This is a genomic window from Pseudomonas sp. BLCC-B112, assembly GCF_028550695.1.
GTDB classification, from domain to species: Bacteria; Pseudomonadota; Gammaproteobacteria; order Pseudomonadales; family Pseudomonadaceae; genus Aquipseudomonas; species Aquipseudomonas danubii.
The window spans coordinates 776,034-796,576 of sequence record NZ_JAQQGK010000001.1; the positions used below are offsets into that span (position 1 = coordinate 776,034).

A 20,543-nucleotide genomic window follows, 5' to 3' on the forward strand; every position below is an offset into this window, starting at 1 on the left:
CGTTTTCAGTCTGCCAGGGAAGGGAGCTTGGAGATTGCTGCCAGCTTCTGTGCCGTGCTCGCACCTTGTGAGTAAACATCGAAGGTAACGATTCCAGTTTCATGACCCACCAGTTCAGCGATTAGCGTACCTTGGACTTCAGCCCTGACTAGCTGAGTGATGACCGTTTTACGGATCGAATGGAATACGTGTTGGGCGCCGTAACCTTGAGCTTCCTTGAGCCTGCCAAACGCCTTAGAGAGCGCATCAGACCGTATGCCGTACTTGTTTTTGCTATAAGAGGGGATGAGGAAGCCGTCTTTCGAATCCTCTTTCAAACGCTCGACAATGCTCGACAGGGCAGGGTGTACAGGTACGACACGGATGCCCGCTGCTGTCTTCGAATCAACAATGTCGAAGCTGGCGATTCCATCTGGCTCAATCAGGTGCTCAATCCTCAACTGGCAAAGCTCTTCAATGCGGGCGCCTGTATACGCACCCAAGAGGATCAAGTCGGCCAGTGTCGTGTGGTCAGCGGCTAGTGCAGCAGCGTGAAGCTCTGCAATTTCTTTCGGCTGGAAGTCTTTTCGCTGACGGTCTGCACGTTCCTTACCACGGGTTTGCGGTAGCTCATGATTTTCGAATGGGTTGACCTTATCCTTGAAGTCTTCACGCCAGCGAATGTCGTGCTTCATCGCCCATTTCCAGAAGATGTTACCTGCCAACAGGTATTGGGTGAGGGTCTTGCTTGCCAGTTTGAGGGAGTCGAGCCACGCTGACACGGTATCGAAGTCGAGCGGTTTCCCTTCTTTTGTCAGGTACGCGGATAGCTTTTCCAGCTTCGACTGCTGCTGATCTATCGTCTTGGTGGCGACGTTGCGCGCCTCACGATACTGGCGGAACGTGGCGATACGCTGCTTGGTGATCGGTGACGTGACCTTGTGGGCGGTGGGGGCCGTCAGGATGACTTGCATCTCTTCTGCTTCTGTCACTGAGAAGTCGTTAGCGTGAGCAATCAGTCCGCCCCACATTTCGAGAGCCATTTTATGGGCGAGGTCGTGGACAGCGAGTTCTCCATCCTTACCCTGCATAGCGTATACGGCTTCTGCTTCTGCTTGGCGACGTTGCCCACTCTCTGTATTGCTGAAAACGGCTTGCCGAAACTCTTCTAGGTCTGCTGGATCAATGTCGAGCAACGAGGGTTTCGATTCGCCAAGGGCTGTGTCGATCTTGAGCTGGCGGATGATCTGACTGAAGTCGTGTGCATCCCCTGCAATACGTTCCTTCCAGCCATCACCACGGTTGCTCCGTTTGTCACGGGCAGCCTTGAACTGAGCTTTCCAACCAGCGAGAACGGAGAGGCGTCGGGTCATTGCTTCGGATCGAAGGCCGGTCTTCAGTGATTGGATCAGGACTGTCTTCCCACCCATGGCACTCTGGACGTCAACGGGAACGGCAAGGCGGACGTACCACGTGGATTCGCCCTTCTTCTGGATCAAATTGTCAGCCATGGGCAAGCCACTGTGAATGAGAGGTATACAACGAATTGTACTACTCATTTGTACTACTATTGAAGCTGTAAGCCGCGTATAACCGTGGTTAAAGGGGTTGAGGGTAATGTGTGGTGAGTCCCTATCTCTCCGCCATTATTGAACAAGACTAAGCCCCCGTAATCATTGAAGATTACGGGGGCTTTTTCGTTTCTGTGGCAGTTGTCAGGGCATTTTTAGGGCAAAAGATGCGGCATGCAGGGGCGCTCAAGTCGGCATGGCCTAGCTGGCGCGCCACCCATTCGGCAGGAACCTAACTCCACAGCATCAGGCTCGCGAACGTATGGCGGCATTGGTTGGCACCGCGGTGCCAGTCGCCTTCGATAACCCAACATTCGCCAGCGGCGAACTCACCGGCAACCGGGATGCTCGGCTGGATGGCCTGGCGGGCCTGGGCTTGGGTGACATTCGTCAATCTGCAGCCTTCGGCAATAGCCAGGTAATTGCTGGCCACGATAGGTGGGGTGACGAGTAACGGATGGGACGGCCCCGCTGATAACGGGGCCGGTCTCGGGGGCTTCATGGTCATTCATGATGTACCCGATGTACCCCGGCTCGTTGCAGAAGCCGAAAATCTGCCCTGGCGTGTGCTTCAGACGCCGAGGCTTTCAAGATCCCGGGCCAGCATCACCAACTGGTGGGCCAGGGAGCTTTCGAGTTTTTCGCTGGACAGCTGAAAGCTCGGGGCGCCGCAGGTCAGGGCCATGATGCTGCCGTCGGCCAGGCGTAGCGGCACACCGGCGCCATTGACGTTGCGGTCCCATTCTCCCAGTGACAGGCAGAAGCCAAAGGCTTCGTATTCACGGAAGGAGTCCTCCAGGGACTTTTCCAGGGCCGGCCATTCATCTCCGACTTTTTTCGCCACTTCCCGCAGCAGATGGTCACGCTCGATTTTCGGCGTGGCCGCCAGGTAGGCCCGCCCCGCGGCGCTGGTGGCCAGGGGCAGGCGCAGTCCGGGTTCCATGCGCAGACTGGCGACCTCCGGCGGGCGGCTGCTGTCCACGTGAATCATCGACAGGCGATCGCGGCAGGTCAGGCTGACCGTGGTGTTGGTGCGCCGGGAGAACTCGTCCATGAAGGGTTTGCCCAACTGGCGAACTCGCAGGCTGGCGGAGTAGGCGTAACCCAGGGCCAGTACCGCCGAATCCAGCTGGTACTTCTCCAGGTCCTGGTTGTACTTGAGGTAGCCCAACTGCGTCAGGGTGTAGGTCAGGCGCGACACCGTGGGTTTGGGCAGGCCGGTGATGCGGGCGATGTCCTGGTTGCCGCGTACCGCGTGACCGTGGGTAAAGGCCCGCAGGACTTCCAGGCCACGGGCCAGGGCTTCGACGAACTTGCGGTCTTTGGGCGCTGGTTCCGGGGCGTCGTTCGGGTCGTGCATGGGGTCTTCCGGTAGGGGCTGGTGCCGGGCGCAATGCCAGTTGACCACACAGCGGGTTCTTGGAAACAAGGGAAAAATGTTATCCCGGAACCGCTTGAATTGAAATCGACGATTCCCTCTCGGAACGCTGTTACGCCAGGCAGGCACCTGTCTCGTCAGGCGATCACGGTCCGGTCGATCTGCCGTCTGCGCCGTAACGCCTCAGCGGCTGTCGTGACGCAGGCGGCCACGCTTGAATACGCCCTTGGCGCTGACCAGCAGTCAATCCTCGGCATCCAGCAGGTCGTCACTGGCGATATAGAACTTCGTGCCACCACCCCGGGTGCAGGCCACGGCGCGGACCTCGGTCCCCGGTGGCGTGCTCGCCATGTCGTTAGTGTTCAACGATAGAGTCAGGGCTCGTCGCCATCCCTCGGGGGGCGGCGTGTTTGGCCAGGGCCAGTGGTTGCCTGCTCGAGAGACTCATGGGGTCGGTGCTTGGCTGAGGGCGATGTAGCGCTGCAGGTGATGATCCTCGTCCCCCAACTGGTGGTCGATCATCACCAGCCGCTTGGCGTAATGGGCCAGTGGCAGTTCCCAGGTCATGCCGATACCGCCATGCAACTGGATGCATTCCTCCGCCACCAGGGCGCCGATGCGGCCGATGCTGACCTTGGCCGCCGACAGGCTGCGTTCGCGGGTCAGGCGGTCGGCGTCCAGGGCGGCAGCGGCGTTGATCACCGCCGAACGCGCCTGTTCGATCTCCAGCAACAACACCGCCATGCGATGTTGCAGCGCCTGGAAGCTACCGATAGGACGGCCAAATTGTTGCCGGGTGCGCAGGTAGTCCAGGGTTGCCAGCTTGGCCACTTCCATGGCGCCAAGGGCTTCCGCGCAGAGCGCCAACAGGCCCCGGCCGATGGCCCGTTCGAGGATCGCGTGGCCCTGATGCAAGGGCCCCAGCAAGGCCTGTGCCGGCACTTTTGCATGGTGCAGGCGCACTTGCGCGACGGGGCCGCTATCAAGGGTCGGGCAGGCCAGGATCTCCAGGCCCGGGGTGTCCGCCGGCACCAGGAACAGCGAGATGCCCTGGCTATCGTCCAGGGCTCCGGCCGTGCGTGCCGCGACCACCAGCAACCCGGCCTGGCGGCCGTTGAGGACCATGCTCTTGATTCCGTCCAGACGCCAGCCGGCAGGGTCCGCCTCGGCGCGGCAGGCGACCCGGTGGGTTGCATAGTGGTTGCCGGGTTCTTCATGGGCCAGGGCGGCGATCAGGCTGCCGTCGATGATGGGCCCCAGGTGCATTTTCTGTTCTTCGGTGCCGGCGCTGGCGATGGCCCCGCCGGCCAGTACCGCACTGCCCAGCAGAGGTTCCACTAGCAGTCCGCGGCCTATTGCCTCGAAGACCAGGGCCAGGTCGAAGCCGCCGCCACCGAAGCCGCCGTCGGCCTCACTGAACAGGGCACCGATGACTCCCAGGTCCGCCAGCTGGTGCCAGATATCGGGGTTGAAACCCAGCTCGGACTGCAGGCTCTGTTGGCGCTTTTCCAGGTTGTATTGCTGGGTGATGAAGCGATTCAAGCTGTCGGCGAGCATGCGCCGTTCTGCGCTGTGTTCGAAGTTCATGTGCGCGCCCTCAGAGCCCGAGAATCATTTTCGAGATGATGTTTTTCTGGATTTCATTGGAGCCGCCAAAAATCGACAGCTTGCGATTGTTGAAGTACTGCGCCGCGGCGTTGGCCGCGAACCCGGGACCGGCGTCCAGCGCTTGGGCGTTGGCGTCATCCAGCATGAGCCGCGCTTCGGGGCCCATGGCCCGGCGCAGCAGCGCGGTCAGTTCCTGACGGATTTGCGTGCCGCAGATCTTCAGCATCGAACTTTCCGCACCCGGAGCCCCACCCCCGGCCACGGCGGCGATCACCCGCAGGTTGGTGGTCTGCATATTGGCCAGGTCGATCTCGACCCGGGCCAGGCGGGCGGCGAACTGCGGGTCATGCAGCAGTGGCTGGCCGTTGCGGGTGCGCTGCGCGGCCAACTGCTTGACTCGTTGCAGCGCCGCCATGGACAAACCCACTCCGGCGATATTGGTGCGTTCGTAGGTCAAGAGGTACTTGGCGCAGGTCCAGCCCTTGTGTTCCTCACCCACCCGATTGGCCACCGGCACCCGCACGTCGGTGAAGAAGACTTCGTTGATTTCGTGATCGCCCTCCAGGGTGATGATCGGCCGTACCTCGACCCCAGGGCTGGCCATGTCGATCAGCAGGAAGCTGATGCCTTCCTGGGGCTTGGCTTTACGGTCGGTGCGTACCAGGCAGAAAATCATGTTGGCGTGCTGACCCAGGGTGGTCCAGGTTTTCTGGCCGTTGACCACATAGTGATCGCCGTCGCGCACGGCGCTGGTTTTCACCGCGGCCAGGTCCGAGCCGGCACCGGGTTCCGAATAGCCCTGGCACCACCAGTGGCGGCCGTCGAGAATCCGTGGCAGCCAATAGTCCTGCTGCTGTGGGGTGCCGTACTTGATCAGCACTGGCCCCAGCATATTGACGCCAAAGGGCACGATGCGCGGCGCATTGGCCAGTCCGCACTCCAGTTCGAAGATGAACTTTTCCACGGGGCTCCAGCCCGGTCCGCCAAAGGCTTGGGGCCAGTGGTTGGCCAGCCAGCCCCGGGCATTGAGCAGCGCATGCCATTGCTCCATGTCGGCCTTGGACAGACGCTCGCCTGCGGCCACCTTGTCACTCAGGCCAGTGGGCAGGTGTTCGGCAAGAAAGCGTCGCACCTGGTCGCGGAAGGCTTCTTCCTCTGGAGTGAAACTCAGGTCCATGGCGACGTCCTCAATAGATTTCGAACAGCGCGGCGGCGCCCATGCCGCCGGCGATGCACATGCTGACCACGGCGTACTTCACGCCCCGACGGCGCCCCTCGAGCAGCACATGGCCGGCCAGGCGCGCGCCGGTCATGCCGAACGGGTGACCCAGGGCGATGGCTCCGCCGTTGACGTTCAGGCATTCGTCGGCGATGCCCAGTCGCTGCTGGCAGTAGAGCGCCTGGGAGGCGAAGGCTTCGTTGAGTTCCCAGAGGCCGATGTCCTCGACCTTGAGGCCATGTCGGGCCAACAGCTTGGGCACCGCGAACACCGGGCCGATGCCCATCTCGTCGGGCTCGCAGCCGGCCACCGCCATGCCGCGAAACACCCCCAACGGGGTCAGGTTGGCGCGGGACGCTTCCCGGGCCTCCATCAATACGCAGGCCGAGGCGCCGTCGGACAGTTGCGAGGCGTTGCCGGCGCTGATGAAACGCTCAGGGCCTTGCACCGGCTGCAGTTTGGCCAGGGCCTCGTAAGTGGTGCCGCGACGGTTGCAGGTGTCGGCCTCCACCGTGACCTGCAGCTGGCTGACCACGCCGCTCTGTTTGTCGGTCAGCGCCATGGTGGTGGTGCAGGGGATGATTTCCTCGCGATAGCGGCCGGCCAGTTGTGCCGCTTCGGTCTTGCGCTGGCTCTCCACCGAAAAACGGTCCTGGGCCTCGCGACTGATGCCATAGCGCGCGGCGACGATGTCGGCGGTTTCGATCATCGGCAGGAACAGTTCCGGCTTGTGCTGCAGGAGCCAGGGGTCGAGGTCCGGGTCGTCGCTGGCGCCGCGGCCACGGATCTGGGAAATGCTCTCCACACCGCCGGCGATGATCGCTGGGGCACCGTCCACCACGATGCGTCCCGCCGCCATGGCAATGGCCTGCAGCCCGGAGGCGCAGAAGCGGTTGACCGTGGTGCCGGCGATGCTGATGGGCAAGCCGGCGCGGACCACTGCCAGGCGCGCGACGTTGCGCCCGGTGGTGCCTTCGCCGTAGCCGCAGCCGAGGATGGCATCTTCGATCAGCCCCGGATCGATGGCGGCCCGCTCGACCGCGGCGCGTACCGCGAAGGCGGCGAGGGTGGGGCCGGGGGTGATGTTGAATTCACCTCGATGGGCCTTGGTCAGGGGCGTGCGGGCAGTGGAGACAATGACGGCTTCGCGCATGGGACGTGCTCCTTGGTCAGTGGCTGTGATTGAGGCTGTCAAAGTTCTCGCCGCGCTCTACCAGCTGAACCAGCAAGGGTGAGGCTGTCCAGAACAGCGGATCTTCTTCGGCAAACTCGCGGATATCCGCCAGGACCTGGGGCAGGCCGTACTGGTCGGCGTACTTGAGCGGGCCCCCGCGATAGCGCGGAAAGCCGTAGCCGTGGATAAGGGTGATGTCCACGTCCAGGGGCCGCAGGGCGATGCCTTCATGCACCACGTTGGCGCCCTCGTTGATCATGGCCGCCATGTAGCGCCGCAGGATTTCCGCGTTGCTGAAGGCCCGGGGCGTGATGCCGACCCGGGCCCGCTCGGCGTCGATGATCGCCAGGACTTCCGGGTCCTGGCTGGCGCTGCGCGGGCCCTGGGCATAGAGGTAGTAGCCGCGACCGGTTTTCTGCCCGAACCAGCCGCGCTCGCAGAGGCGGTCGGCGATCTGTACATAGCGGGCCCGGGGATCACGGGTGGCGGCCTTGCGCTGGCGGGTCGCCCAGCCGATGTCGCCACCGGCCAGGTCCGCCACCTGGAAGGGGCCCATGGGGAAGCCGAAATCGCGCAGGGCCTGGTCGATCTGATAGGGCGAGGCGCCGTCTTCCATCATGTAGTCAGCGGCCTGGCGATAGACCGCGAGGATGCGATTGCCGATAAATCCATCACAGACGCCGGCGCGTACCGGCACCTTGCGCAACTGTTTCGCCAGCTCGAAGGCCGTGGCGACGACCTCCGTGGCGACCTTGGCCGGCACCACGATCTCCAGCAACTTCATGATGTTGGCTGGGGAGAAGAAGTGCAGGCCGATTACGTCGGCATGTCGCGAGACGCTCTGGGCGATGGCGTTGATGTCTAGGTAGGAGGTGTTGCTGGCGAGTACGGCGCCGGCCTTGCATACGCGATCCAGTTCGGCGAACACCGCGAGCTTGGCCGCCATGTCCTCGAACACGGCTTCGATCACCAGATCGGCCTGGGCCAGATCCTGGTAGTCGGTGCTGGCGCGGAAACGGGCCAGGGTCACGGCTTTGTCGGCCTGGGTCAGGCGACCTTTGTCGATCAGGGTGTCGTAGACCTTCTCGACATTGCCGCGGCCGCGATTCAGGGCGTCCTGGTCGCGTTCGATCATGGTCACTTCCAGCCCCGCGTCGAGGACCGTTACGGCGATGCCGGCGCCCATGGTGCCACCGCCCACCACCCCCACTCGGGCAATGGCCCGGTGTGCTGCCGCGCGGGTCTCGGGGGCCTTGAGCACTTCCCGTTCAGCAAAAAAAGCATGCACCAGCCCGGCACGCTGCGGGCTGTCGAGGCACTCCAGAAACAGTCGGCGTTCTTCGCGCAGGCCGTCTTCGAAGGATTGATCGAGGGCCGCTTCCACGGCCTGGATGATGTGCAACGGCGACAGCAGGCCTTGGGATTTCTGCGTGGCCTGCTGGCGGGCGGCATCTATCGCTTGGCGCTGGGCGGCTGGCTCGCTCAGGGCCTGAGCATCCCGGGTGCGTCGGGCAGTGGCGCCCTGTGCCAGCAACTGGCGCATGTAGGCCAGGCCTTCGGCCAGTGCATCATCGCTGTCCCCCAGGCGGTCCACCAAACCCAGATCCAGGGCCTCCTTGGCGCTCAGATGGCGCCCGCTGAGCATCAGTTCCAGAGCCGCTTTGGCACCGATCAGGCGTGGCAGACGCTGGGTGCCGCCGGCCCCGGGAAGCAAGCCCAGCAACACCTCTGGCAGGCCGAGCCGGGCGCTGCCGGTGGCCAGGCGGTAATGGGCGGCGAGGGCGACTTCCAGGCCTCCTCCCAGGGCCACTCCCTGGATCGCCGCCAGCACCGGTTTGCTGCTGTCCTCGATCCGCTTGACCACCTCCGGCAGCGCCGGAGCCTGGGGCGTCTGGCCAAATTCGCGAATGTCGGAGCCGCCACAGAAGTGTCGTCCTGCACCGACCAGCAGTATGGCTTTGACCGCCGGGTTGTCGTTGGCGCTGTCGATGGTCGCCAGCAGTCCGCGGCGGATCTCCACCCCCAGGGCGTTGACCGGCGGGTTGTTGAGGGTCAGCACCAGGATGTTTCCGTGTAATGCGCTTTCGACGATTGGCAGGGCTGTTTCGCAACTCATTGCAGCAGTCTCCGGGGTGAAGGGCAGCGAGAGGTCGGTGGGCGCGGCATGGCGTTGAGGGTGACCAGCAGAACATCCCAGTCACGGATAGCTTTATTCCGCTATTTGAATCACTTGGCGAAAATAATCCTGTCATCAATGAATATTGTGGTCAATGCGGAATATTGTTCTGCAGTGCGGAATTTATTAAATGTTTTAACGGTTAATTTGCCCTTCATGACGGGTTGTGGATCAAATCCTGATGTTTGACATATTTGATTTGTGATCACATATTGGCGAGCACAAGAACCACAACACAGGTAGATGCCATGTCTGAAGGTCCTATATCCCAAGGCCCAATCCCCCTTCCCACGTTACGTCAGGTTTCTCGCGATACCTTGCAGGAGCAGGTGTACCGGCAGATTCGCGAAGCCTTGATGAGTGGGCGTTTTCAGCCCGGCCAGAAGTTGACCATTCGTGGCCTGGCCGAAGCCCTGGGTTCCAGCCCCATGCCGGTGCGCGAAGCCCTGCAGCGCCTGAGCGCGGAAAATGCCTTTGAGGTCACGGAAACCTCCCGCCTGCGAGTACGAATGATGACGCTGGAGCGTCTGCGGGAGATCCGTGATGCACGGGTGGCCCTGGAAGGGCTGCTGGCGGAAAAAGCTCTGCAGCATCTGCAAAAGAGCGATCTGCAGGAGATCACCGATCTGTGCCGGCAGATGCAAAAGGCTGCCGATGAGGTGGATGTGTCCCGTTACCTGTGGACCAACTTCGCCTTTCACCGACGTATCTATGCCGTGGCCCGAGCCGAGCTGACCATGGCCGCGGTGGAGAACTTCTGGCTGCACATGGGGCCGTGTTTTGCCCTGGTGGCGCCGGACCAGGCCCACCTGCAACGTTCCATGGAAGCCCACAATCGCATCGTCGAAGCCCTGGCCACCGGCGATGGTCCGGGAGTGCGAGCGGCCGTCACCGACGACATTATGCAAGCGGCGGATTCCCTGGGCCGGCTGTTGGCCAAGAAGCCTGGTGCGGCGGCGCTCAAAGGAGGTCGGGCATGAGCATCTTGCAGCGTTTACAGCCTTACCCGGGCTTGCGGGTGATGATTTCCGGCGGCGCGGCGGGCATCGGTGAAGTGCTGGCCAGGGCCTATCTCGAAGCCGGCGCCCAGGTGCACGTCTGCGATGTCAGTGAGGCGGCCCTGGCGGCGTTCCGGGATCGCTATCCCGAGGCGCTGGCGACCCGCACCGATGTCGCTGATCCGGCACAGATCCACGCGCTGTTCGAGCTTCAGGTGGCGCGCTTCGGCGGGCTTGATGTGCTGGTCAACAACGCTGGTATTGCCGGGCCCACGGCCGGCATCGATACCGTCAGCGACGCCGACTGGCAGCGCACCATCGATATCAACCTGACCGCGCAGTACCGTTTTGCCCACCACGCAGTGCCCTTGCTCAAGGCTTCGGACAACGCCCATCTGCTGCACATCGCCTCGGTGGCCGGGCGCCTGGGATATGCCTGGCGTACGCCGTATGCGGCCACCAAGTGGGCCATTGTCGGGTTGATGAAGTCTCTGGCGGCCGAGCTTGGGGCCAGCGATATCCGGGTCAATGCGCTGTTGCCGGGGATAGTCCAGGGGCCGCGCATGGACGCGGTGATTCAGGCCCGGGCCGAACAGACCGGAGTGCCGGTGGCCGAAATGCGCCAGGAGTACCTGAACAAGATCTCCCTCAAGCGCATGGTCAGCGCCGAGGACGTGGCCGCCATGGCGCTGTTTCTCTGCTCGCCGGCGGCTCGCAACATCACCGGCCAGGCGATCAGCGTCGACGGCAACGTCGAGTACCTCTAGCCGCGCCCGCGATCCGCACCGCTGAAGGTCGTCAGCGGTGAATTCCATCAGCGACACCCAGGGATTTTTTTCATCAAGAATAAAAGTCGGAGTACCGTCATGTCTGAAAAAACGCCTGTCATCATCACTTGTGCTGTCACCGGGGCGATTCATACCCCGTCCATGTCGCCGCACCTGCCGATCACCGCCGCAGAAATCGCCGCCGAGGCCATCGCTGCGGCCCAAGCCGGTGCGGCCATCGTGCACCTGCATGCCCGAGACCCGGAGGACGGGCGGCCGAGCCAGGACCCCGAGCTGTTCCGGCGCTTCCTGCCGCAGATCAACGCGGCCTGCGACGTGGTGATCAACCTCACCACCGGTGGTGCCCCCACGATGGGCGTCGAGGAGCGCCTGCAGCCGGTGCTGGAATTCAAGCCAGAGCTGGCCTCGTTGAACATGGGCTCGATGAACTTCGGCCTGTACGAAATGCTCAACCGCTTCACCGAGTTCAAGCACGACTGGGAGCGGCCGTACCTGGAAGAGAGCGACGACCGGATCTTCCGCAACACCTTCCGCGATATCGCCCATATCCTCAGCGCCTGTGCCGAGAATCGCACCCGCTTCGAGATCGAGTGCTACGACATCGGCCACCTGTATACCGCGGCGCATTTCCTTGAGCGCGGCCTGCTCAAGGCGCCGCTGTTCATCCAGTCGGTGTTCGGCCTGCGGGGCGGCATCGGTGGTCATCCCGAGGACCTGGCGCACATGCGCCGCACCGCCGACCGGCTGTTTGGCGATGCCTATCACTGGTCGATCCTCGGCGCCGGGCGCAACCAGATTCCCCTGGCCACCATGGGCCTGGCCATGGGCAGCCATGCCCGGGTCGGCCTGGAGGACTCGCTGTGGGATGGCCCCGGCAAACTGGCGGCCAGCAACGCTGATCAGGTGCGGCGCATTCGCACGGTCATCGAAGCCCTGGGCGGTCGTGTGGCGACCCCGGATGAAGCCCGGGCCCTGCTCGGGCTCAAGGGGCGTGAGCACGTCGCGTTCTGACCCTTGAAGGTCCGTGTCAGCGGCCCTGGCTCCAGGCCCGCTGACGATCCCGCATAACAACTACAAAGGGATATGCCCCATGAACACTGCAACCACTGCAGCGCCCCGGGACTCGCAACAGCTGACCCGCCTGATGTTTCTCAAACTCATGCCGCTGTTGATCGCGGCCTATGTCCTGAGCTTTCTCGACCGCACCAACATCGCCCTGGCCAAGCATCAACTGGATGTGGACCTGGGGATTTCCGCCGCCGCCTATGGCCTGGGTGCCGGGTTGTTCTTCCTCACCTATGCGCTGTCCGAGGTGCCTAGCAACCTGATCATGCACAAGGTCGGCGCGCGCTTCTGGATTGCCCGGATCATGGTCACGTGGGGGCTGATCTCCGCCGCCATGGCCTTCGTCCAGGGCGAGACCTCCTTCTATGTACTGCGCCTGCTGCTGGGGATCGCCGAAGCCGGCCTGTTTCCCGGGGTCATGCTGTACCTGACCTACTGGTTCGACCGCCGGCAACGGGCCCGGGCTACCGGCTATTTCCTGCTGGGGGTGTGCCTGGCCAATATCATCGGCGGTCCGCTGGGCGCCGCGCTGATGAAGATGGACGGCTTGCTGGGCTGGCATGGCTGGCAGTGGATGTTCCTGCTCGAAGGGCTGCCGGCGGTGTTCTTCGCCTGGGTGGTCTGGCGGCGCCTGCCGGACCGTCCAAGCCGCGCGCCCTGGTTGAGCGCCGAGGAGGCCCGGGGTATCGAGCAGCGCCTGGCCGACGAAGCCGATGAGGGGGCAGGGCAGGGCGGGCATTCGTTCCGGCAGTGCTTTACGCCGCAGATCCTGCTGGCGATCTTTGTCTACTTCTGCCACCAGATCACCATCTACACCGTGATCTTTTTCCTCCCCAGCATCATCGGCAAGTACGGCAGCCTGAGCCTGATGAGCGTCGGCCTGCTGACCTCCTTGCCGTGGATCGTCGCGGCGCTGGGGGCGATCAGCCTGCCACGGCTGGCCACCAGCGCGCAGCGGGCCCGGCGCTTGCTGGTCTGCGGCTTGCTGACGATGGCGGCCGGGCTGCTGATTGCGGCCTTTTCCGGGCCGGTGTTCAGCCTGCTGGGGTTCTGCGTGGCGGCGCTGATGTTCTTTGTGGTGCAGTCGATCATCTTCCTGTACCCGGCGTCACGGCTCAAAGGTGCGGCCCTGGCGGGAGGCCTGGGCTTTGTGAACTCCTGCGGACTGTTGGGCGGTTTTGTCGGCCCCTCGGTGATGGGGGCGATCGAGATGAGCACCGGCGATGCCATGAACGGCCTCAAGGCCATTGCCCTGGTGCTACTGGTGGCGGCGCTGGCGGCCTTGCGCTTGCGTCAGGGCCAGGAAGACCCGCGTCCGGTGCGCCCCATGGCCGCAGTTGCGCACCCAGTTTCGGGGCGCTCAAACGCGTTGTGAGCGCTTGCAGCACAGGCTGCGTTGTCGAGAGCTTTGGCCAAACGCCCGGTGCAATGCACTGGGCGTTTTTCGTTGGGCGGATGTTCGGGGCTTGCCCAGCACTTGGGTCCGGAACCGGCCGACCGTCACTTGATCAGTTGGTTACAGCGCCGAATCTCTGTCGTATATCGCGTGTTTGCAGTCTATGGGGCTCTATATAAGAAGTGTCTTATTTATTGGCTGTTTTTAGTGTGTTTAGTGGTTTTTAAGTAGTACAAGTTTCCGAGAAAAATCTTGTTCATTTAGAGAGTGCTCCTCGTTACATGAAGATTGGTCGTTATTCTAAAAGAAGAGGGCAGTCGGTATCGTAATGTCCGCTCTGGATGGAATGCAGATGCCTGTTGTCAATATGCATTTTATTGTGGGCGAGAGCGGTTGGTCGAGGTTGTTGTGGTGTTCAACTCATGTCTCGTTGGCTCGAAGTTCAGCAAGGCTGTACGTCTCGGGAGGGCGAAGTTGTTTTGAATACTGTGCTCTTAGACGGTTTTTAATAATAGGGAATCAGATGAAACTTAAATCTTTTGCATCCATGGCGACCTCCGGGTTGCTGCTTGCGGCACTGACTCCGGCATTGAGCTACGCAGAAACCGGTCTCAACTCCGGCAACGTGAAGTTCGAAGGCCTGATCTCCAGTGTCAGTTGCAAGGTTCAGGTCGATGCCAACGAATCCGGAGCGAACACCGGCACGGTCAAGTTCGGCAACGTCCTGCCTTCGGTTTTCGCCGGTGGCATCGGCACGGCTTCCGAGTTCAAGGAATTCAACATCAACCTCAGCGGCGGCGGCTGCACCGACGGCTCCAAAGCCGCCGTCAGCTTCCACAAGGATGGTTTCATTGATAACGCCACCGGCAACCTGCGTCTGATCGACAGCGGTTCTGGTTCGGCCTCGGGCGTGCAGATCCAGATTCACAACAACGGCGCCACGCCGGGGAAAGTCGACCTGTCGGAAAACAACAGTCAGCAGGTTGCCGAAGTTATCGGTAACAAGGCCGTGCTGAAGTTCAAGGCCTCTTATGTGGCGGTCAGCGACACGATCGTAGAAGGTCGTGCCGACTCCAATATCAACTTCGATGTGACGTACAACTGACATCTGTCAGTTACATAAGGAGTTGCTCATGGCGCCGAAAGCGCATGTATTTAAAACGTTCGTTATCGGCGCCCTCTTCCTGAGTTTGTTCTCTTCGGTAGTCAATGCGGAAATAGTCATTCATGGCACTCGTGTGGTTTATCCGGCGAGTGCGCGTGATGTGACACTGAGAATGAATAATCCAGGCGGTATGCCGATATTGGTTCAGGCCTGGATTGATGATGGTGATGCCAGTAAGGCGCCGGAAGAAATGAAAGTGCCCTTTCAACTTACACCGGCACTCAGTCGCCTGGAGCCCAATGCCGCGGCGGTGCTGCGTATTGGTTATTCGAAAGAACCGTTGCCCGCTGATCGTGAGTCACTGTACTGGCTGAACATTCTGGAAGTTCCGCCACAACAGAAACAGGATGAAAACCGATTGGCCTTTACCTTCCGTCATCGGATCAAGTTGTTCTTTCGTCCTGCGGACTTGAAGGTCGATGTCAACTCGGCGGTGGGAAAACTCAGTTGGAAGTTTGAGCCCGCGGGAGTGGCCAAAGACCAGGCCGCAGGTCCGGTCATCCAGGTATCCAATCCAACGCCTTACTACCTGTCTTTCAGCAAGGTCGAGGTGCAAGTGCAAGGACGCACCGTCGACCTGGGGGCCGGGATGGTCGCGCCTTTTGGTCGGGAGTCCTTCGCCTGGCCGGCAAGCGCTGAAAGAGCGCCACGCAATGCGGCTGTGCGCTTTGAAGTAGTCAATGACTTCGGTGGCCGGGTGCCGCTTGAAAAGAACCTTCTCTAGTTGCCCTGTTTATTCAACTCCGCTCTTGGCCCTGGTTATTAAACGCTGAGTGCATTGGTATCGATTATGTTCAGTGTGCGGCCCTTTTGGCTGGGTTTTCCTGTGCTTGCGCGAGTCTGTCCTGGCGATGGTCCGGCCCGGCTCTTGCGAGCACTGTCGGTGCTGGCCGGGCTGCTGGGGCTGGCGGCTCCTGTGGCTGCCCAGCCGACGACCGCTGATCAAGCCGTGCTGTCGGAGGTGTCCGGCGACACGCCGCAGAACAGCCCGGTTTTCTTCGATACCCAGATGCTGTTCAAGGGGCCGGGAACCCTCATCGACACGCAGCGCTTCGAGCGCGCGGGTTACGTGGCGCCGGGCAAGTACCTGCTGGATGTGCGGGTCAGTGGCGCCTGGCGCGGGCTGATCGAGATCGAATTGCGCGAAAGCGCTGACCCCCAGGGCAGCCAGCCCTGCTACGACCGCGAGTTGCTCACGCAACTGGGCATCGACCTGCACAAAGCCGACGCTGCGCTGGCGCCTGCCAGCCATCCGCTGCAAGGCGATGGCCTGTTCTGCGGGGACCTTGCCAGTTACATCCCCCACGTCACCACCAGGGTCAACATGGCCGAACAGCAGCTTGAGCTCTCGGTTCCACAGCTGTTCGTGCTGCCTGAAGTCGCCTCCAGCTATGTCGATCCGGCCAGTTGGGACTCGGGCATCAACGCTGCCCGGCTGAACTACAGCACCAACCTGTTCAGCTCCCAGAGCCGTGGCCAGCGCAGTACCAACGGTTATGCCGGATTGAACATGGGCCTGAACCTGGGAAACCTGCGCCTGCGTCACAGCGGCACCTTGTCCTGGTCGCCCGACAGCGGCAGCGATTATCAGCGGGGCTACATCTACGGCCAGACCGACCTGACCGACTGGCGTGCGCAATTACTGGTGGGGGAGAGCGTGACCGATTCCGAGCTGTTCGATTCGGTGTCGTTTCGCGGGGTCAAGTTGTTCAGCGATGAACGCATGCTGCCCACCACCCAGCGCTATTTCGCCCCGGTGGTGCGCGGCACGGCCAATACCAACGCCAAGGTCACGGTGCAGCAGCGTGGTTACCTGGTGTATGAAACCACCGTTGCCCCAGGCCCCTTCGAGATTGCCGACCTGCAGGCCGCCAGCTTTGGCGGTGACCTGGAGGTGACGGTCACCGAGGCCGATGGCCGTACCCAGCGTTTTACCGTGCCCTTTGCCACCATGGCCCGCCACCTGCGTCCCGGCGTCACCCGCTACAGCCTGACCGGCGGTCAGGTGATCAGGGCCGGAGGGCGTGGCCTGCACCAGTATGTGGCCCAGGGCACCCTGCAACGCGGGCTGGACAACCGGGTCACCGGTTATGCCGGCGCCTCGCTCACCGGCAGCTACATGGCCGGCCTGATCGGCGCGGCGCTGAACACCGAGCTCGGTGGTTTCGGTCTCGACCTGACCCAGTCCCGCACCCAGGTGCCGCGCAATGGCAATCTGCAGGGCACCAGCCTGCGTCTTTCCTACAGCAAGAACCTGCATGACAGCGGCACCCAGTTCTCGTTGCTGGCTTATCGCTATTCCACCCGGGGCTACCTGAGCCTGCGGGACGCCATCGACCTTGAGGACTTCGTCAACCGAGGCGCGCGCTTCGAAGACTTCGCCCGGGTCCGCGATCGGCTGGATGTGACGATCAACCAGCGGGTGGATGGCATCGGCGGTAACTTTTACCTCAACGGCTCCTCCCTCAACTACTGGAACAGCCGCGGTCAGGCCCGCAACTACGCCATGGGCTACAACCACCAGTGGCGCGGCCTCAGCTATGCCCTAAGCGTCCAGCGCACCCAGGGTTCGAGCCAGTTTTCGGGGCGTCGCACCCGCAGTGAGAACACCTTGTGGAGCCTCAGTCTGTCGCTGCCCCTGGGGGGCGTCGCCGGGCGTTCCACCCTGGCCAATGCCTTTGCCAGTCACGACCAGAATTCCGGTGCCCGTTACTCCAGCGGCATTTCCGGTTCACTGGGTGAGCACGACACGGCGTCCTATGGCGTCTCGGTGTCCCATGATGCCCAACCGCGGGAAACCTCGACCAACGCCAACCTGAGCTACTACCTGCCGCAGGTGACCCTGAGTTCGAGCCTGTCCCAGGGCCGTGACTATCGGGCCCAGTCGCTGGGTGCCTCCGGCGGCATGCTCCTGCATTCCGGGGGCCTGACCCTGTCCCAGACCCTGAGTGAAACCGCAGCCCTGGTGCATGCCCCCCATGCCAGGGGCGCCAGTGTCGGTTACGCCGGTACGCAGGTGGACGGACAAGGTTATGCGGTGCTGCCGAGCCTGGCGCCCTATCAGCTCAATACCGTGGACCTGGACCCCAGCGGCATGGATGAGGATGTCGAGCTGCAGGTCAGTTCGCGCAATGTCGCGCCCCGGGCGGGGGCCGTGGTCAGGCTGTCCTACCCGACCCGCAAGGCCCGGGCGTTTCTGATCGACAGCCGGCAGGCCGATGGCGCGCCGCTGCCCTTTGCCGCCAGTGCCCTGGACGCCGACAGCGGCGAGGAGCTGGGGGCGGTGGGGCAGGGCAGTCGCCTGGTGCTGCGCAGCGAGAAGGACCGGGGCCGGATTCGTGTGCAGTGGGGCGAAGGACCTGGCGAGCAGTGCCTGATCGACTATGTATTGCCGGCGCCCGCGGCGCAGCCGGGCAACGATTCGCTTCTGCTCGACTTGCCGTGTCACCGCTGGGCGCAGCAGAGCGCCATCACCACGGAGCCTGCATCTTGAGTAGCCGTCTTGCTGGTGTGGTGCGTTGCGTGTGCCTGTTGGCGGCGGTGCTGCTGTTCAGTCAGGGCGTGCGCGCCGATCTGTCGATTGTCGGCACGCGCTTTATCTATCCCCAGGGGCTGGCGGCCTTGAGCATCCGGGTCGGCAATCTCGGGACGGCGCCGCTGCTGCTGCAGACCTGGCTGGACAAGGGCGATGCCTCGGTCGATCCGAGCCGGCTGGCGGTGCCATTCGTGCTTTCGCCCCCGCTGTCGCGGCTTGATCCGCAGCAGAGCTCCGTCCTGTCGCTGCGTTACAGCGGTGAGCCGCTGCCTGCCGATCGCGAGTCGGTGTTCTGGCTCAACTTTCTGGAAGTGCCGTCCCTGCGGCCTCTGAGCAGCAACCAGCTGAGCCTGAGCTACCGCCTGCGCATGAAGCTGCTGTATCGCCCCAAGGGCCTGCCGGGTCGCGCCGACGAGGCGGCGCGCCAGCTGCGCTGGAGCCTGCAGATGGCGGCGCAGGAGTCTGGGGCTGCGCTGCTCAGCGTGAGCAATCCGACGCCGTACTACGTGTCCCTGGCTCGGGTGGATGTGGGCGAGCCGCACCAACCCATGACTGTGCAGGGCATCACCGTCGAGCCGTTCGGCTCGGCGCGCCTGCCTTTGTCCGCCGCGCCGGTGTTGAGCGGCGGCGCGGCAGAAATTCGATACCAAGTGGTTTTAGACAGCGGGGAGACGCTGAGTGGAAGTGTGCAAGTACAGCTGTAGTGGTGCGCCAGCCGGACTGTCGGTTGGTGTGGGCAAGGGGCGAGGTCCGGAGCGGGCGCGAGTGCCGTTGGCGCGGCGGCCGGTGATGTTGCTGGCGCTGTTGTTGCCTGTGCTGGCGCAGGCCCAGATGCGGGTTCAGGTGCCCAGCGCCGGACAGGCCATACGGGATATCGAAGCCACCCAGCCGGCGCTGCCGCCGCCCACCGATGACGTGCAACTGGAGGTGCCCAAGGCCGAGCGGCCGACACCGGCCCCGGATACTTCGGGCCTGCGCTTGCAGGTCAAGGCTTTCGTCATCGAGGGCAATCAAGTGTTCAGCGATCAGGACCTGCAGCCGCTGCTGGACGATCTGCGCGGGCGGGAACTCGACCTTGACGGTTTGCGTGACGCGGCGCAACGCATCACCGCCCATTACCAGCAACAGGGCTACCTGCTGGCCCGGGCCTTCTTGCCGGCTCAGGAAGTCGATGGCGGGGTGGTGCGCATCGAGGTCATGGAGGGCCGCTACGGCCGGATCGAGCTGAGCAACCAGTCCCGTGCCCGGGATGGTGTGCTCCGTGGGCCGCTGGCCGCACTGGACGATGGCTCGGCGGTCAACAGCGCAGACCTTGAGCGCAGTCTGCTGCTGCTCAACGACCTGCCCGGGGTCCAGGCCAAGGGCACCTTGCGCGCGGGGCAGGCCCCCGGCACCAGCGATCTGCTGGTGGAGGCGCGGCCCGGTCCCTGGGCCAGCGGCAGCCTGGAGGCCGACAACTTCGGCGGCTACCACACCGGCGAGTTCCGCCTGGGGGGCAGCTTCAACCTCAACAACCCCCTGGGCCTGGGGGACCAGCTCAATGTGCGCCTGTTGGGCAGTGACCGCGACCAGCGCTACTGGCGCAGCGCCTATCAGTTGCCCCTCGGGCCCTGGTCGACCCGGGTCGGCGCGGCCTATTCGCACATGAGCTACGAGCTCAACAGAAAGCGTTTGAAGAAGCTGCAGATCAATGGCCAGGCCAGTGTCCAGAGCCTGTTCCTCGCTCAGCCGATCCTGCGCGGGCGGACGTTCGACCTGAGTGCGCAACTGCAGTACGAGAACAAGCAACTGCGCGACGACATCGACCTGTTTGAGCTGAGCAAGCGCAAGCACATCGAGTTGTGGACCCTGAGCCTGGGCGGCAACCGTCAGGACCGGTTTCTCGGCGGTGGCTACAACCAGTTCAGCCTGTCCTACGGCTCCGGCCGCCTGACCTTCGATGACGCTTTTGAGCAGCGTCTGGATCGCTATAGCGCCGCCACCGGCGGCGGCTTCGCCAAGACCAACCTGCAGGTCGCGCGGCTGCAGCGCCTGGGCAACCGCTTCCAGCTCTATGCCCAAGTCAATGCCCAGTGGACCTCGGCCAACCTCGACAGCTCGGAAAAGATGGGGCTGGGCGGCCCCTACGGCGTGCGCGCCTATCCCCTGAGCGCCGGTATTGGCGACCAGGGCTGGCAGGCCGGCCTGGAGCTGAGCTACGCCCTGGCACCCGGCTGGCAGCTCAGCCTGTTTGCCGACAAGGGCTATGTGCAGGTCAACCGCCTGCCCTGGACGAGCGAAATCAATACCCAGCGCCTGCAAGCGGCGGGGCTGGGGGCACGCTGGAGCGGCGATCAGCGGCAACTCAACCTGACCAGTGCCTGGCCACTGGATAACCAGAAGGCCGGGGACGGTCCCGAGCGCACCCCACGGATCTGGGTCAGCGCGACACAGTTTTTCTGAAGGCCTGCGTGTGCTTTGGAAGTAGTGCCGTTCTGCGAAAAACAGCAGA

At 63.0% G+C, this 20,543-nt stretch carries 17 protein-coding genes; 10 read left to right on the forward strand and 7 right to left on the reverse strand.

Annotated features, from left to right (window positions below; translation table 11 throughout):
* Nucleotides 1-5 precede the first annotated feature (5 nt).
* On the reverse strand, nucleotides 6-1,490 hold the full coding sequence (locus tag PQT43_RS03675) for a tyrosine-type recombinase/integrase (RefSeq protein WP_272753515.1): 1,485 nt from the start codon (nucleotides 1,488-1,490) through the stop codon (nucleotides 6-8).
* Nucleotides 1,491-1,812: 322 nt separating this feature from the next.
* Between PQT43_RS03675 and PQT43_RS03680 the strand changes: the two genes are divergently transcribed.
* Nucleotides 1,813-2,004, forward strand: a complete 192-nt coding sequence (locus PQT43_RS03680; protein ID WP_267269526.1) for a hypothetical protein — start codon at nucleotides 1,813-1,815, stop codon at nucleotides 2,002-2,004.
* A gap of 117 nt (nucleotides 2,005-2,121) precedes the next feature.
* Here the strand turns inward: PQT43_RS03680 and PQT43_RS03685 are convergent, their stop codons facing one another.
* The 6 genes from PQT43_RS03685 to PQT43_RS03710 form a co-directional block, all read right to left on the reverse strand.
* Nucleotides 2,122-2,910, reverse strand: a complete 789-nt coding sequence (locus PQT43_RS03685; protein WP_102861610.1) for an IclR family transcriptional regulator — start codon at nucleotides 2,908-2,910, stop codon at nucleotides 2,122-2,124.
* Nucleotides 2,911-3,171: 261 nt separating this feature from the next.
* Nucleotides 3,172-3,294 (reverse strand): hypothetical protein, encoded by a 123-nt coding sequence (locus PQT43_RS03690; RefSeq protein WP_258010210.1) that lies wholly within the window; start codon nucleotides 3,292-3,294, stop codon nucleotides 3,172-3,174.
* A gap of 78 nt (nucleotides 3,295-3,372) precedes the next feature.
* Nucleotides 3,373-4,515 (reverse strand): acyl-CoA dehydrogenase family protein, encoded by a 1,143-nt coding sequence (locus PQT43_RS03695; protein ID WP_272753516.1) that lies wholly within the window; start codon nucleotides 4,513-4,515, stop codon nucleotides 3,373-3,375.
* Between the two features lie 10 nt (nucleotides 4,516-4,525).
* Nucleotides 4,526-5,713, reverse strand: a complete 1,188-nt coding sequence (locus PQT43_RS03700; protein WP_272753517.1) for an acyl-CoA dehydrogenase family protein — start codon at nucleotides 5,711-5,713, stop codon at nucleotides 4,526-4,528.
* A 10-nt stretch (nucleotides 5,714-5,723) separates the two neighbouring features.
* A complete protein-coding gene (locus tag PQT43_RS03705; protein ID WP_110651906.1) occupies nucleotides 5,724-6,908 on the reverse strand; it encodes an acetyl-CoA C-acyltransferase in 1,185 nt (394 codons plus the stop codon).
* 16 nt (nucleotides 6,909-6,924) lie between these two features.
* On the reverse strand, nucleotides 6,925-9,045 hold the full coding sequence (locus PQT43_RS03710) for a 3-hydroxyacyl-CoA dehydrogenase NAD-binding domain-containing protein (protein WP_272753518.1): 2,121 nt from the start codon (nucleotides 9,043-9,045) through the stop codon (nucleotides 6,925-6,927).
* A 323-nt stretch (nucleotides 9,046-9,368) separates the two neighbouring features.
* On the opposite strand from PQT43_RS03710, the gene PQT43_RS03715 reads away from it, so the two are divergent.
* The 9 genes from PQT43_RS03715 (at nucleotide 9,369) to PQT43_RS03755 (ending at nucleotide 20,494) form a co-directional block, all read left to right on the forward strand.
* A complete protein-coding gene (locus PQT43_RS03715; protein ID WP_102879083.1) occupies nucleotides 9,369-10,085 on the forward strand; it encodes a GntR family transcriptional regulator in 717 nt (238 codons plus the stop codon).
* Nucleotides 10,082-10,870 carry an SDR family oxidoreductase gene (locus PQT43_RS03720; RefSeq protein WP_272753519.1) on the forward strand — a complete coding sequence of 263 codons (789 nt, stop codon included), beginning with the start codon at nucleotides 10,082-10,084 and terminating at the stop codon, nucleotides 10,868-10,870. Before PQT43_RS03715 ends, PQT43_RS03720 begins: the two co-directional genes overlap by 4 nt.
* 99 nt (nucleotides 10,871-10,969) lie before the next feature.
* Nucleotides 10,970-11,902, forward strand: a complete 933-nt coding sequence (locus tag PQT43_RS03725; RefSeq protein ID WP_272753520.1) for a 3-keto-5-aminohexanoate cleavage protein — start codon at nucleotides 10,970-10,972, stop codon at nucleotides 11,900-11,902.
* A gap of 79 nt (nucleotides 11,903-11,981) precedes the next feature.
* Nucleotides 11,982-13,331 (forward strand): MFS transporter, encoded by a 1,350-nt coding sequence (locus PQT43_RS03730; RefSeq protein ID WP_253083907.1) that lies wholly within the window; start codon nucleotides 11,982-11,984, stop codon nucleotides 13,329-13,331.
* A 544-nt stretch (nucleotides 13,332-13,875) separates the two neighbouring features.
* Nucleotides 13,876-14,457, forward strand: coding sequence for a fimbrial protein (locus PQT43_RS03735; protein ID WP_272753521.1), 582 nt, complete (start codon nucleotides 13,876-13,878; stop codon nucleotides 14,455-14,457).
* 28 nt (nucleotides 14,458-14,485) lie between these two features.
* On the forward strand, nucleotides 14,486-15,241 hold the full coding sequence (locus PQT43_RS03740; protein WP_102878731.1) for a fimbrial biogenesis chaperone: 756 nt from the start codon (nucleotides 14,486-14,488) through the stop codon (nucleotides 15,239-15,241).
* Between the two features lie 144 nt (nucleotides 15,242-15,385).
* Nucleotides 15,386-18,010 carry a fimbria/pilus outer membrane usher protein gene (locus tag PQT43_RS03745; RefSeq protein WP_323808908.1) on the forward strand — a complete coding sequence of 875 codons (2,625 nt, stop codon included), beginning with the start codon at nucleotides 15,386-15,388 and terminating at the stop codon, nucleotides 18,008-18,010.
* Nucleotides 18,007-18,756 carry a fimbria/pilus periplasmic chaperone gene (locus PQT43_RS03750; protein ID WP_253083909.1) on the forward strand — a complete coding sequence of 250 codons (750 nt, stop codon included), beginning with the start codon at nucleotides 18,007-18,009 and terminating at the stop codon, nucleotides 18,754-18,756. Before PQT43_RS03745 ends, PQT43_RS03750 begins: the two co-directional genes overlap by 4 nt.
* Before the next feature lie 85 nt (nucleotides 18,757-18,841).
* Complete coding sequence (locus PQT43_RS03755) at nucleotides 18,842-20,494, forward strand: ShlB/FhaC/HecB family hemolysin secretion/activation protein (RefSeq protein ID WP_253083967.1); 1,653 nt, start codon at nucleotides 18,842-18,844, stop codon at nucleotides 20,492-20,494.
* The last annotated feature ends 49 nt before the right edge of the window (nucleotides 20,495-20,543 follow it).

Excerpts from the sequence above, each read along its gene's own strand:
- PQT43_RS03680 (WP_267269526.1), top strand. The coding sequence starts at position 1,813 with ATGGCGGCATTGGTTGGCACCGCGGTGCCAGTCGCCTTCGATAACCCA.
- PQT43_RS03725 (WP_272753520.1), top strand. The coding sequence starts at position 10,970 with ATGTCTGAAAAAACGCCTGTCATCATCACTTGTGCTGTCACCGGGGCG.
- PQT43_RS03740 (WP_102878731.1), top strand. The coding sequence starts at position 14,486 with ATGGCGCCGAAAGCGCATGTATTTAAAACGTTCGTTATCGGCGCCCTC.
- PQT43_RS03730 (WP_253083907.1), top strand. The coding sequence starts at position 11,982 with ATGAACACTGCAACCACTGCAGCGCCCCGGGACTCGCAACAGCTGACC.
- PQT43_RS03685 (WP_102861610.1), bottom strand. The coding sequence starts at position 2,910 with ATGCACGACCCGAACGACGCCCCGGAACCAGCGCCCAAAGACCGCAAG.
- PQT43_RS03700 (WP_272753517.1), bottom strand. The coding sequence starts at position 5,713 with ATGGACCTGAGTTTCACTCCAGAGGAAGAAGCCTTCCGCGACCAGGTG.
- PQT43_RS03720 (WP_272753519.1), top strand. The coding sequence starts at position 10,082 with ATGAGCATCTTGCAGCGTTTACAGCCTTACCCGGGCTTGCGGGTGATG.
- PQT43_RS03710 (WP_272753518.1), bottom strand. The coding sequence starts at position 9,045 with ATGAGTTGCGAAACAGCCCTGCCAATCGTCGAAAGCGCATTACACGGA.
- PQT43_RS03695 (WP_272753516.1), bottom strand. The coding sequence starts at position 4,515 with ATGAACTTCGAACACAGCGCAGAACGGCGCATGCTCGCCGACAGCTTG.
- PQT43_RS03675 (WP_272753515.1), bottom strand. The coding sequence starts at position 1,490 with ATGGCTGACAATTTGATCCAGAAGAAGGGCGAATCCACGTGGTACGTC.
- PQT43_RS03755 (WP_253083967.1), top strand. The coding sequence starts at position 18,842 with ATGTTGCTGGCGCTGTTGTTGCCTGTGCTGGCGCAGGCCCAGATGCGG.
- PQT43_RS03735 (WP_272753521.1), top strand. The coding sequence starts at position 13,876 with ATGAAACTTAAATCTTTTGCATCCATGGCGACCTCCGGGTTGCTGCTT.
- PQT43_RS03705 (WP_110651906.1), bottom strand. The coding sequence starts at position 6,908 with ATGCGCGAAGCCGTCATTGTCTCCACTGCCCGCACGCCCCTGACCAAG.